General features: G+C 36.9%; 11 protein-coding genes. 7 read left to right on the plus strand and 4 right to left on the minus strand.

What is annotated here, in order from left to right; genetic code table 11:
• The first annotated feature begins 2 nt into the window (after window positions 1–2).
• The 7 genes from ACO06Y_RS19240 to ACO06Y_RS19270 all read left to right on the plus strand — a co-directional run bounded on the left by ACO06Y_RS19240 (window position 3) and on the right by ACO06Y_RS19270 (window position 8,277).
• On the plus strand, window positions 3–218 hold the full coding sequence (locus ACO06Y_RS19240) for a phosphopantetheine-binding protein (RefSeq protein WP_422080655.1): 216 nt from the start codon (window positions 3–5) through the stop codon (window positions 216–218).
• A 609-nt stretch (window positions 219–827) separates the two neighbouring features.
• Window positions 828–2,660, plus strand: a complete 1,833-nt coding sequence (locus tag ACO06Y_RS19245) for an HAD hydrolase-like protein (protein ID WP_422080656.1) — start codon at window positions 828–830, stop codon at window positions 2,658–2,660.
• A gap of 169 nt (window positions 2,661–2,829) precedes the next feature.
• Window positions 2,830–3,495 carry a hypothetical protein gene (locus ACO06Y_RS19250; protein WP_422080657.1) on the plus strand — a complete coding sequence of 222 codons (666 nt, stop codon included), beginning with the start codon at window positions 2,830–2,832 and terminating at the stop codon, window positions 3,493–3,495.
• 244 nt (window positions 3,496–3,739) lie between these two features.
• Window positions 3,740–4,753: a GNAT family N-acetyltransferase gene (locus ACO06Y_RS19255; protein ID WP_422080659.1), complete on the plus strand. Its 1,014-nt coding sequence runs from the start codon at window positions 3,740–3,742 to the stop codon at window positions 4,751–4,753.
• Window positions 4,754–4,825: 72 nt separating this feature from the next.
• Window positions 4,826–5,791: a GNAT family N-acetyltransferase gene (locus ACO06Y_RS19260; protein WP_422080660.1), complete on the plus strand. Its 966-nt coding sequence runs from the start codon at window positions 4,826–4,828 to the stop codon at window positions 5,789–5,791.
• 93 nt (window positions 5,792–5,884) lie between these two features.
• Entirely contained in the window at window positions 5,885–7,087 is a 1,203-nt protein-coding gene (locus ACO06Y_RS19265; RefSeq protein WP_422080661.1) for a GNAT family N-acetyltransferase, read from the plus strand.
• 23 nt (window positions 7,088–7,110) lie between these two features.
• Complete coding sequence (locus tag ACO06Y_RS19270) at window positions 7,111–8,277, plus strand: GNAT family N-acetyltransferase (protein ID WP_422080662.1); 1,167 nt, start codon at window positions 7,111–7,113, stop codon at window positions 8,275–8,277.
• 197 nt (window positions 8,278–8,474) lie between these two features.
• Here the strand turns inward: ACO06Y_RS19270 and ACO06Y_RS19275 are convergent, their stop codons facing one another.
• From ACO06Y_RS19275 to bshA, 4 genes are all read right to left on the minus strand, one after another.
• Complete coding sequence (locus tag ACO06Y_RS19275; RefSeq protein WP_422080663.1) at window positions 8,475–9,314, minus strand: cupin-like domain-containing protein; 840 nt, start codon at window positions 9,312–9,314, stop codon at window positions 8,475–8,477.
• 671 nt (window positions 9,315–9,985) lie between these two features.
• On the minus strand, window positions 9,986–11,155 hold the full coding sequence (locus ACO06Y_RS19280; RefSeq protein ID WP_422080664.1) for an OmpA family protein: 1,170 nt from the start codon (window positions 11,153–11,155) through the stop codon (window positions 9,986–9,988).
• A gap of 113 nt (window positions 11,156–11,268) precedes the next feature.
• A complete protein-coding gene (locus tag ACO06Y_RS19285) occupies window positions 11,269–11,775 on the minus strand; it encodes a hypothetical protein (protein WP_422080665.1) in 507 nt (168 codons plus the stop codon).
• A complete protein-coding gene (gene bshA / locus ACO06Y_RS19290; protein ID WP_422080666.1) occupies window positions 11,732–12,877 on the minus strand; it encodes an N-acetyl-alpha-D-glucosaminyl L-malate synthase BshA in 1,146 nt (381 codons plus the stop codon). The genes ACO06Y_RS19285 and bshA overlap by 44 nt, the downstream gene beginning before the upstream one ends.
• Between the last annotated feature and the right edge of the window lie 8 nt (window positions 12,878–12,885).

A 12,885-nucleotide genomic window follows, 5' to 3' on the forward strand; every position in this document is an offset into this window, starting at 1 on the left:
TTATGGAAAATTTTTTAGCCGAAATTACCGAGATTTTGGAAGAGGAAAGTGTTGAACTCACTGACGAACTTGAATCATTTGAAGCTTGGGACTCTTTGACGGTTCTCTCAATAATTGCACTTTGTGACTCCGAGTATGGCGTGGCCCTATCGGCAGAGGAAATAGATAATTCAGGAACAGTTTTAGGTTTGAGGGAACTCATTGAAAGTAAAATGTAATAACATCTATCTTTGAAGAGGTATCCCGATAGATAAGCTTCAAAACAATGGGTTTTATCACCACTACCAGTCCATTTCAAAACACCCCGAACCCACACCTTTCTTAGACCTCAATCTTTAGATGGTAAAGTATAAAATGATTATGCTGTTTTATTACCTTCCTGGTCTTAACCAAACAGTATTGCTCCCAATACCTTATGATCATAATCCTCTTTATAAAATAGTGAAGACTTACTTCCTATCCGGAAACAAAAGTAGTTTTGGTCGAATTTTCCTTTGTATTATCGCCATTCTGAGCTTTTATGGTAGGTATTTCCTATCATTGCACAGATGGTTTGAATTGCTTCATTTATGAATCAAGTAGCCCATCTTAATTAATTTAACTTACATGTTTTGACAAAAACTGTTTCCACAATCAAAAAAATTACGAATGTCAACACCGTCTTTTCCGACCTTTTTGATACGTTGATACACCGAAGGGTGCATCCAAATTATGTATTCAGACTTTGGGCTAAATACATGACCAAAGAACTTGGATTAACAATTGGAATAACGGATTTATGCGATATACGAAAAAGTGCGGTGGAGTTTCTTTGCACAAACTTGAAGATGGGAAAGCCAGAAATTCCCTATGACAAAACAATTTCCGAAGTTTACAAAAGGATGTTGAACAATGACCTCCTAGAGGAACGCATAAGCTTTGATTTTTTTAGCAAATGTTTCCAAGAGGCGGACTTCAAATCAGAAATAAATGTACAGTTTCTTAACCAGGAACTTGTTTCAGCACTTCGCACACTTCAAAAGGACAACTACAGAATTGTTTTGGTCTCCGATTTCCACCTACCCGGAAGTATCATCGAGCGAATTTTAAAATTTCATCGAATAGAAACGATTTTTTCCCGTGTATACGTTTCTACGGATTATGGGAAAAGCAAACAACGGGGAGGGCTTTATGAAACCATCTTGGAAGATGGGAGATTTGATGCCTCCAAGATCGTAATGATGGGGGACAACAAGTCTAGTGACTTCCTGAACCCCAAAAAGCATGGCCTCCAAGCCATTTACTTAAAACACTTACTGCATAAATTTAGAAATAAAAGGAACATCCTTGGTGATGAGCAAAAGACGTTCGATACCATTTGTAGAAGTATAGAGGGTCAGTGCAGAAAAAGCAATCACCCCCTTAGTGAATATATTCTTCACTACTACTTTTTCACCGAGAGACTCTACACTGAGGCCAAGAAGAAAGGGATAAAGAATTTGTTTTTTTTGGCAAGAGAAGGCATGTTCTTAAAAAAACTCTTTGAACATTACCAGGATAGCAACGGACTTTTGGAAGAGAATCGAATCGCTACCCATTACCTTAAGGCATCTAGACAGTCCGCTATGCAGGTTTCACTACAATCTTTAGAAAAAGAGGAGTTTAGGCATTTAAAGAGGAAGACCCTTGGAACCATGTCTCTATATCAGTTTTTGGAGTCCTTCCAATTTCCGGAAGATCATATCACGACCATAACCCAAGAAATGGATGTAGAACCAAACAAGATTATTCCAAGGTTCGTCACTTCTGAAGCCATGTCCAAATTACGACAAAACAAAAACTTTGAACTGTACTATGAACGTATGCGCCATAACCAGAAAAAGGCATTCCTAAATTATTTGGATTCCTTTAATGTAGACTTCAGGAAAGAAGGAATGGTTTTGGTGGATGTGGGTTGGGGAGGTACCATGCAGGACTGTATTTATGAGTTTTTGGAGCAAAAAGTGGAAGTCACTGGGTATTACTTGGGGTTAAGACAGGTTTATAACATACAGCCGAATAACAAACGTTTCGGTCTTAATTTCTCCATTTACCCAAGTCAGGGTTTTTCAGACCATGTTCTTAAGGCCAATACCCAACTTTACGAACAGCTTCTGGCGGCTCCCCATGGAAGCACTCTGTATTACAAATCAGATACGGAAAATCCTACATTTGAGTACCATGAAGCAAATGAAAAAAGGGTTTTTCAAGAATTCATAGCACCCATTCAGGAATTCATGTTCGACAGGTTCATTGCCTTAGATCAAAAACTTAAATCCCTCTGCTACACTGATGAAATGGTTCAGAATTATATTACAAACCTTGGACTTCGTGTTGGACTTCTTACCAATCGCAAAAAGCTAAGTTTCATTCAACTGGTAAGTCAGGGATTCCATCAAAATATAGGAAACAACCAAGTTGGATTGGTCTATAGCGCAAATGATTTGAAGATGTCCAAATTGAAGCTTTTAAAGCAGTTTCTATGGACTCCGGAAACGATTTTTAGATACCTAGTAAAGTTAAGACCTATGTTCTATGGAAAAGGAAAGCCCTGGCTGGGCTGGCCGGTAGGTCTTGCCTACTATTACATTCGTTTTAATAGATGGTTAAAGGAATGGATGTTCAAAAAGAATTTGATTTGAAACAAACCCCAGTTAAGTCTTTCAGTTGCTCTATGGGGATTACTAAATTTTGAATATTTTTATTTTATCGGGTATTTGTGCACTATGACAAGTCTTTCCTAAAGTAAATTGTCATTTTAGTGAATATCAAGTACTTTTGAGTATCAGTAACAGTTGAAAACAAAACAGAATGAGAAACGTTATCATATTGGGCACTGGTGGGTGCGCCTCGGAGGTTACTTTTTATATAGAGGATAATAACAAGCATCTACCTGAATTGGAACAAATACATATATTAGGTTATATTGATTATGAAGATCACGTTAAGGATCACTATGACCGATACAGTTTTAAGGCTCCTGTTTTAGGCGATATCGATTCCTATGAACCCAAGGGAGATGAGGAAGTCCTAATAGCTGTAATGGATATTGGATTTCGCCAAAAAATGATCGAGTCACTAAAGGCCAAGAATGCTAAAATTGGAAGTTTTTTCCACCACACGGTCGTACGGCCGGATAACCTTGATATTGGTGAAGGCAATATTGCCGGACCATTCTGCATGCTTGAGAAATATGCCACCATTGGAAATTACAACCTGCTCACCTCCTACTGTTTTATAAGTCATGATTGCGTGGTTGGTGATAATAACTTCTTTTCGGTTGCCGGATTAGCTGGATCGGTAAAAGTTGGCAACAACAATTATTTCGGAATCAGATCATTTACGGTTCCGGGGGTTGAAATAGGTAATAATAATGTAATACAATCCGGAATGCTCGTAGACAAGAACGTAAAGGATGATACTACTGTTTTCTATCGCTTTAAAGAAAAAGTAATGGCCATTCCAAAAGTCAATTAAGTTTTTCTTCCATTTTTGTTTGCTATGGGCATTCCGTAAGCAATAATCATATGGCAAAAAGTCGTCAATTTTAAAGTATCAAAATATCAATTGAATAAGATTAAAATCCCATTACAGGTTCTTCATATCGAGAGTTTTTCCATATTGGTCAATCTTGTGTGAATGTGATAAACAAAAATATGTAAAACGTTTTTTCTCATGCATGTCGTTTTGCTAAATTATATTGCAATAACAGCCATATTTAATGCAATGCAATCCTTTTACATCGGATACCTTTACAACCATATGGTCAAAGCATTTCAATAGTGCCAAGTTAGGTATCCCCTTTAGCTTTTTTGAAAATCTTCTTTTTATCAAACATAGGTTTTTAAACCTATACACCAATGTTGGTAAAACTTTTACGAAAGGTATTACCTACTGCATAACCAATCCGAATCCCAAAGAATTGGGCAGTAAGGTATTTTTGATTTATGATGTTCCCGCCTATTTCGCTTCCGTTGAACCACCCCGGGATCCTCTTAAACGGATTCGGGTAAAACAATACCCCGGCTACTTGATCGAACTTAAGGATTATAAGGATTTAAATGACTACATGAACAATGCCTTTAACAGAAAAAGCAGATACAAATTAAGAAGTTACAAAAGGCAGTTGGAGGCCAATTACAACATTTCGTATCAAATGTATTACGGGGACATGTCCAAAACAGAGTATAATCTGCTCTTCGAACAGTTTAGACAGCTCTTGGTAAAACGGTATGATGACAAAAAAATCTCCAATAACAATCTTGAAGCCCACGAGTGGTCTTTTTACAAAGAGGTAGTCTATCCGATGATATTGAAGAAGCAAGCTTCGCTATACGTTATATTTGACAATGAAAAGCCCATTGGCATTATGTTAAATTATTTGTCAATGCATGCTGTTCATATTGCTATTACTGTTTTTGATATCGACTATCGAAAATCCAACGTAGGCACCGTGAATATTATGAACCTCATACAATGGTCCTTGGAAAACAATTTCAAAATTGTCGACTTTTCGAAAGGTCATTACGATTATAAGCAACGTTGGGGTAGTATAAAATATGATTTTGAATATCACATAGTATACAATTCAAATTCAGTTTGTTCTAAAAGTATCGCCTTTTTCTTGCAACATTGGTTTAAACTGAAACAATATTTGCGGGATAAAAAGGTTAATGAACTGTTGCATAAATTTACTTTTATGTTTGCCGGAAAAGCCAAAGCGGCCAATACTTGAGTGGTTCATAAGGTCGTTATGAACTCCACGGCCAACAATGGAGCTATAAGGCAGATAAAGCATCAATAACTTATGAAGTCCAGACATTTCAATTTCGTACTTCAACTTTGTTTTAATCACAGCATTCTGCCTTACTATTTAAAAACTATTGTAAACAAGCTATCGGAAAAGGAGCTTAAGGTGACCAACCACACCAATGAATCTTACCTTGCGTCAAAATTTTGTATGGTTTGTGACATTCCGGATTATCTGGATATTAGACCTCTTGAATCCAAAGCCGGGATATCCCTAATAAAGATTCCTCAGTACAAAGGTTATCTAATCGATCTAAAGAAGTTTGATAACGTTGATGATCTGATTGGCAAGACCCTGAGCAGAAATCCTAGAAAAAACTTGAGGGCCAAGCTTCGGAAACTCGAATTGAACCATGACATAAGTTACCAGTTTTATTATGGGAAAATCGATAAGGATCACTACGACTATCTTTTTGAAGTATGTTATAGCCTTATGGAAGCCAGGTTCCATCAAAAGAAAATTTATAATAGGTACTTATTGGATTGGAAATATTACCACGACTTATTTTACCCTAAGATATGCTCAAAAGATGCTTCTATAGGTGTTATTTATGATGGGACAAAACCAATAACGATAACCTTAAACTTTCATAAAGGGGATATCGTTTTCAGTTTTATTCAAATCTATGATACGGACTATTTTAAATACAGTATGGGAGATATTGCCATGTATAAAAATATCGCATGGTGCTATAAGAACAACTATACGGTCTGGGACGTGTCCAAAGGAGCCACTGAGAACAAGCTACGTTGGAGCAATCATAGCTATTTATTCGAGTACCACATTTTCTACCAAACCAAATCCCCTTTACAGAGGTTTTTGGCTTTCACCACATACCGTAAGTTGAAAATAAAACAATTTTTGCGGGATAAGGGCATTATTGGCGGTATGTTTCAATTAGATAGACTTTATTACCATACTAAAATGAAAAAACTGAAAGGCCATGGATGGAAAAATGGATAGTTCGGTTTACTCAAATTCCTGTTCATTTTTGGTACTTGTACTCAACCTTTTTTAATTTGTTGAGCAAGTTAGCCATAGAGAAATCAAACCGTAATGGATTTTCTAAAGGTAAAGAACAATTTTAATTTTGACTTTTATACACGTAGAAGCGTATATGACTGCTACCAGAATATATATAATCGGACCAATGGGAAAGATTACCTAAATAGTACGCTGGAAATATCAAATCATTCCCAAAAGGACATCATAGTTGTCAATAATATTCCTGGCTATTTTGAAGCCAGAATCGAGGATGACAATCCAGCCTATAAGCTCTTTCGAATACATTATCTGGACGGTTTTTTGATCGACTTGAAGGATTTTACCAATTTGGAAGATTTCATGAAGGTTCAGTTTGGTTCCAAAAGCAGATCTAGATTAAGAAGTTTCATGAAGCGTTTGGAGACGTGCTTTGATATTCAATATAAAATGTACCATGGTGAAATAACAAAAGAGAAATTTCACTTTTTAATGGATACTTTACGGGTAATGATATCAAAAAGGTTTGTTCAAAGGGGCGATACCCACGAGAGTCTCAAAAACTGGGATTATTACAAAATCAGTGCCTATGACATGATACTACAGAAAAAGGCCTCGTTATTTGTTATCTACGACCATGACAAACCTATAGATATTTGCCTTAATTACCATCATCAAAACATTTTATTCGGGAATATAAAATCCTACGATATCGACTATGCCAAATTTAGGTTGGGGTCTATAGATACCCTAAAGCTATTGGAATGGTGCCTTGAAAACGGCTATACCATTTTAGACCTGTCCCATGGAAATCTGGATTATAAGCACACATGGTGTAATTCCAAATATATATTTGAACATCATGTGCTATACAATCATAAAAAGGTAAACACAAAATTGGCGGCGTATATAATGTTTAGGGTTTTGGAGTTAAAGGCATTTCTCAAAAGCAGGAAAGTAGATATGCTGTATCATAAAATAAAGGCCAAGATAAGAGGAGATCATGGACAAAAGCGGGAATTAGGGAAGGGAAAAATGTTTTTTGAGGACATTTCAGCAAAATCCATTGATGAAGTATCAATACATCCAATTGACATTAACCAAGACAAATTTGCCTTTTTGCGCAAGGCGATATATGATTTTCAATATTTAAATTTTGAGTTTTCAGAAAACATCAAAGTTTATAAACTCATCGATGATCCAAATAGATTTATGGTCCAAGGCTTAAAAAAAGCCGTCATACTTTCTTCGGCCGAAAACCCCTACGAATATTTATGATCCTTCCCAATTTAAATCGTATTATGCTTCTTACGGAGTCGCACTTGAAGTCCGAAACATTGGGTGAATGTTGTAGGGATATTACCTTGTACAATAGAGATGAAATAGTCTGGAAGAGGCAAAGTGTAGCTTCCGAAAGAGAAATCGGCCACGAGATGTACGCCATTAAGAACATACCCCCGTATTTAAAGATAAACTTCCATAGCAACAAGGATTGGCTATCAAAAAAATATCCTTCAGTAAAAGGATTTGCAATCTCCTTGGAAAACTACACCGACATAAATGATTACGTACGGCAACAATTTAAAAGTAAGGCCAGGAGTCAACTGTTAAGACGTATCAGACGTTTGGAGGACTGTTTTAATATTCGCTTCAAAAGGTACTATGGAAAAATCGATGGAGATACATGTTTCGGCCTGTTGGCGTCCTTAAAGGAAATGATTATAGCAAGGTTTCAGGAAAGAAATCAAGTAAGCGACAACTTAAAAAATTGGACACAAATCCAGACCACCTTGTATTCTCTGATTATTGCCAAAAAAGCCTCTCTATTCGTCATTTACAACGAAAACACGCCCATATCCATATCCATTTGTTATCATTATGGCAATGTGTTCTTTAGCTACATAGACTCTTATGATATCGATTATCATAAGTTTAGCTTGGGCAACATTCTTATTTATAAGAAATTGGAGCTTTGTTTTGAAAACGGTTACAAATTTTTGGATATGGGATGGGGAGAGCTGGACTACAAAAAAAGGTGGTGTAATCATATCTACAATTTTGAACACCATATATGGCTACCGAAGTATTCTTTTTCGGCATATCTCTTGGCAACATTGGAGGGTTATAAAACCTGGATTAAAGCCTATCTAAAATCCCATAAATTAGGGCTACTTTTTGATAGCATGAGAAACATGCTCAAAACAAAAAAAAATGAGGTGAAAACTGTCCTGGAGTATCATTTCGAAAATCTTGAAAATTCGATTTCACAAACCGATTTGGTCTCCCTTGACCTATCAAATGAGGAGTACTTAAAGTTTAAGGCAATCCTTAACGATTTCATCTATAAAACCGAGGAGCATTTCTCGAATGTCAAGCTTTATAGATTGCGAAATGAAGAATTTTACATGATAAAGGGAAAGAGCCATTGTAAAAAAATATTTTTGAAAAATAGCTCTTCCAGCTCATAATTTTATCCTGGATTATACCATATGATTTGGAAAATCTCTTTATTCATTTATACCGAATTAAAATCTACTTAAATCTCATTTGAATATTATAATGAACTGAAAAACTCGATTTCCAGTTGTTTTTTATAATGAATGTATGAACCAGCCGTTACAACCCAGGTAGATTTTCCTCTCAAAAAAATAAGACCTCCGACCGTCTATTGTTCGCAGCAAAAGCAGTTTTTCGCTTTGTAATACCCCCTTTTGTGCAACGAATGTTTTATTCTTTCAAATACTTTTAAAGTATAGGCTTCATGTTTCGTGTATCCAAAATTACTGATACTTATAGAAGTGTCCAAGGATTGGACATAATGCCACCATTTCTTCGGAAGATATAACACATCTCCCGGTTCCAGGATAACAATTTTAAAATCCGTATCCATGAACCTCGGAAACTTTTGGGAATCAAAGTTGTTTATATCTACTTGACTGGCTACCGCCTCAAAAATATGTTTATCACTTGGATACATATTTTCATTGAATTCTGTAGAACAGATTATGAACATCTTTTTCCCTTTTATTTGTGCGTACATATTGCTGGGCGTATCCGAATGAAATCCAGATATAGTTCCTGAAGGTCCGATCCACGCAGTTATATCATTAGTTTGTGTCAATTCTTCGAAAAGTGAAAAATCGATATCTCCAATAAGATGTGGATAGTACTTAAAAATATCCAGCGTGGTCAAATAGTCCTTGGTGACCTCATTATTTAATGTTGCATCCTTTAAGTTTTGAATGAACTTTTTGAATGTTGATTTTGAATATCGATTATCGTCCTGAATAAAGTTATCGGATAACAAAAGAATGTCCTGGTCGTCTTTAAGGTTTAAAAAGAAATCAAAATTCCATTTTCTTGTCGCCCCCCAATCTTTGGCCAACCCTTTGATCAAAATAGGTTTTTTTTTCCTGAAATAGTTTTTCTTAAAAGTCTCGGCATCCACAGACATCAATTCTTCTATGGAATCACTTTTGGCCAAAATGTCATTTACTATATCCATTTTACGATTCATTTAATTTCCGAAGCTATCCAAATAGCTCAGATTCAAACTTTAGTGCCAATCTTTACAAATTGAAAAGATCTGCAGTTATACTCTTGTCCATAGTACTTCACAGTACCAATGGACACTTCAATTATTTTTAAAGAATCAAATTAGGTGATTTTACTTGTAGGGGGGATTCAATCCACATTTCCTCTTAATCAAAGAAACTGATGTGAATTGCTAAAATCAACCTTTGGTATTGAAAGATTATCAATACAAAAACCGGAAGTCAATCTTTTGTGGACAATAACCTTAGATTTTATCTATAGTTTAAAACCACTTTGCTATCTCTTCGATAAAAGCTAATTTCGCAGTTTAATTTTACTCCCGTCAATAACTCTTCTCGCTAGATAACCAGATGTTCTTTCCGGTGAAAAAATATTATTTTCATGCAATACGGACAAACAAAGTCCCCTAAGACACAGTTTTTTTCGATATAAGGTACGGTCGAACCTCCCAACTGCAGAATTAGAGAAATCAAGGATTTGCCTCAATTAGTGTTGAATAATAGGAGTAATCCCATAAATTTATCTAATACCTAATCAGGGAAATCCACTTTTTTGCATCTACCGCAACACAAAAAGGGCACTTTTTCAAGTGCCCTTTTTGTATCGATTGGTGCAATATAGCTAGATTCGTATAACTATAAACTCAGATCTCCTATTGACTCTATGTTTGGCTTCCGAACAATAGGTGTTGTCATCACACTCATTCAGTAAATTGCTCTCACCATACGCTTCTGTAGAGAGTTTGGCAGCATCTATTCCCAAACTCAAAAGGTAATTTTTAGTACTGTTAACACGTCTTTCAGAAAGTCTTAAATTGTATGGGGATGGGCCTCTTGAATCCGTACCTGAGGCGATTTTAATTTTAAGGTCAGGATTTTCGTTTAGAATATCCACCAACCCTTCAAGGACCTTTTTAGAATCACTATTTAGGGAGTAGGAATCAAAATTAAAATATACGTGCCCCAGTTCCTTTATTTTATCTTCTATGAGTTGCCTTCGTCTTTTCTCAGCTTCAATCCTTGCCTTTTCGGCTAGGGCCCTCTCTTTTTCCTCTGCCAATCGCTTAGCTAATGCTGCTTCTTCCTTTGCCCGATTCGCAGCGGCTATGGAATCGTTTACACGTTGTTTTTCCTTTTCCATTGCCTCGATTAAGGCCAATTTTTCCTGTCCCTTTTTGGATAACCCTTTTTTGATATCGAATTGATAAATCACACCGGCAGCATGTTGTATATGGTTACTAGCTTCATTCCCAAATGACCATTTTCCGCTAGAGTTCAAGTCCAATGCCCATCTATCGGAGAACCAGGTTCTAAAACCAATGATTGCGTTATAGGTTCCTCGACCAACGTTATTTGCATCGGTATAGCCTAGTCCGGCCCCTACATAAGGGTCAAAAAACCCGGTCTGCCCTATTATTTTGTTGAGGTCGTAGCTCAATCTGGTATCCAGTCCAAAATAACTTATATCCTCGGGGTTCACGCTACCATCAATAATATTTCCTTCCTTATAGTTGTTGTAGGTAGCAATAGCTTCAATACCGATACCACTTTCAAAATATCTACCAATGCTTATCCTTGAAGGAAAGGCGACCGCATTCCACTGGTCTTTGATTGTGGTAAAATCATTGAATGCATCACCGGAATCATCTACAAAATTATACCCCAGACTCACCATCCAGGAACTTATAACGATACTGTCCTTGGATGTAAGTTGAAGTTCTTCCTCTTGGGAAAAAACAGTGCAGGAAACAAATAGCACAACGGCTAGCAAATGTAGGGCATAGCTTTTCATAGGTTCAAAAATTTAGGACTAATACTAGGGTAAAGGTATGGCAAACAGTTATTTACCGGAAGCCTTAGCTATGAAAAGCGATTTTTTTCGATGGATTGCACCAAGGTTTTCGTTCATCGATTTTTTTGGAAGATAATCTTCTTTTGGGTAGATGGTATTTTGTAAATGCTAAATGGACTTATGACAGCACTGGAAGCAGACTTTTCTCGTTTATCCTCCAAAATGGGTTTTATTACAATTTCTTCGTCCGTTACATCCTTAATGGACAGTTTGGGCAGAGCTTGATTTGTTTTTTCCCCGCTGCAATAAACTAGCACGGTCTCCTTGGAAAAATCGACAATAGGGAGCGGAAGGCCCGGTTTCCTGGTTCTATTTACCCTTAAAAAGAATTGCTGTAGTTCTTTGGCATTAGTAATAATACGTGTTTCCCCTTTTGGCAAACCACTGTAATTATCCTGCAGCAATAAGGTCAGCGCATATTCAGGGTCTGCTTTTTCTAGATTTTTCCCCAGCGTTTTTTTTGGGCCGTTACAAGAAAGGAGAAGGGCCAAAATAGCAATGTAGATACTACTTGCCCTACATAAAGGAATTCTTATATCTGCTTTTATAGGCTTTTTCATAGATGGCCTCATACAGGGGCAATACCTTTAGGATATCGAATTTGAGCGCTGCGTTATACGCATTTTGTTTAAATTCTTCCAGCCGCCTTTCATCTTCAAGGATTTTTATGGCATTTCTTGCCATATCGGCAACATCGCCTACATCGCTTAAGAAACCGGTAATGCCATGCTGATTTACTTCGGGAATTCCACCTGTGTTGCTGGAAATTATGGCTACCTTGTTGATCATGGCCTCTAAGGCGGCCAAACCAAAACTCTCCGATTTTGAAGGTAAAAGGAAAAGATCCGAAAAACAAAGAATTCTATCTATTTCGTGGCTGTTGCCCAAAAAAATCACCTTTTCACTTATTCCCAATCGGTCACAGAGCAATTCGGCATTCTCCTTTTCAGGCCCCTCCCCGACCATGATCAACTTCGCTGGCATTTCCTCCTGTATCCTGTAAAAAATGTGGATAACATCCGGGATATGCTTTACCTTTCTAAAGTTACTTATATGGGTAATAATCTTTTCATCGTCCTTGGCCATCAATGACCTTTGGCAATCCTTAAAAGAGACACTATACTTGGTCTTATCAATGAAATTGGGGATTACCTCTATTTCCTTTCGAATATCAAAAAATTCGAGTGTACGCTGCTTTAGGTTTTCAGAGACCGAAGTAACCACATCGGATTGATTGATACTAAAGGTTACCGCTGGTTTGTAAAATGGATGATTGCCGACCAGGGTAATGTCCGTACCATGTAAAGTGGTAATCATAGGTACAAAAATACCCTCCTCTTCCAACATCTTTTTTGCCATATAACCGGCATAGGCATGGGGAATGGCATAATGTACATGCAGTAACTCTATACCGTACAATTTTATGGTATCTACCAGTTTACTGGATAGTGCCAATTCGTAAGGTTGATAATGAAATAAGGGATATTCCGGAACATGGACTTCATGAAAGTGTATCCTATTGCCTAGAAGTTCCAAGCGTACCGGTTGTCTGTAGGTAACGAAATGTACTTCGTGGCCCCTTCCGGCCAAAGCTATTCCCAGTTCCGTGGCTACAACACCACTACCCCCAAAAGTAGGGTAACATACTATAGCGATTTTCATTTTTCAAA

The organism is Ulvibacterium sp., from assembly GCF_965228935.1.
In the GTDB taxonomy this organism is placed as follows: Bacteria; Bacteroidota; Bacteroidia; order Flavobacteriales; family Flavobacteriaceae; genus Ulvibacterium.

Excerpts from the sequence above, each read along its gene's own strand:
- ACO06Y_RS19240 (WP_422080655.1), top strand. The coding sequence starts at position 3 with ATGGAAAATTTTTTAGCCGAAATTACCGAGATTTTGGAAGAGGAAAGT.
- ACO06Y_RS19245 (WP_422080656.1), top strand. The coding sequence starts at position 828 with ATGGGAAAGCCAGAAATTCCCTATGACAAAACAATTTCCGAAGTTTAC.
- ACO06Y_RS19250 (WP_422080657.1), top strand. The coding sequence starts at position 2,830 with ATGAGAAACGTTATCATATTGGGCACTGGTGGGTGCGCCTCGGAGGTT.
- ACO06Y_RS19255 (WP_422080659.1), top strand. The coding sequence starts at position 3,740 with ATGCAATGCAATCCTTTTACATCGGATACCTTTACAACCATATGGTCA.
- ACO06Y_RS19260 (WP_422080660.1), top strand. The coding sequence starts at position 4,826 with ATGAAGTCCAGACATTTCAATTTCGTACTTCAACTTTGTTTTAATCAC.
- ACO06Y_RS19265 (WP_422080661.1), top strand. The coding sequence starts at position 5,885 with ATGGATTTTCTAAAGGTAAAGAACAATTTTAATTTTGACTTTTATACA.
- ACO06Y_RS19270 (WP_422080662.1), top strand. The coding sequence starts at position 7,111 with ATGCTTCTTACGGAGTCGCACTTGAAGTCCGAAACATTGGGTGAATGT.
- ACO06Y_RS19275 (WP_422080663.1), bottom strand. The coding sequence starts at position 9,314 with ATGGATATAGTAAATGACATTTTGGCCAAAAGTGATTCCATAGAAGAA.
- ACO06Y_RS19280 (WP_422080664.1), bottom strand. The coding sequence starts at position 11,155 with ATGAAAAGCTATGCCCTACATTTGCTAGCCGTTGTGCTATTTGTTTCC.
- ACO06Y_RS19285 (WP_422080665.1), bottom strand. The coding sequence starts at position 11,775 with ATGAAAAAGCCTATAAAAGCAGATATAAGAATTCCTTTATGTAGGGCA.
- bshA (WP_422080666.1), bottom strand. The coding sequence starts at position 12,877 with ATGAAAATCGCTATAGTATGTTACCCTACTTTTGGGGGTAGTGGTGTT.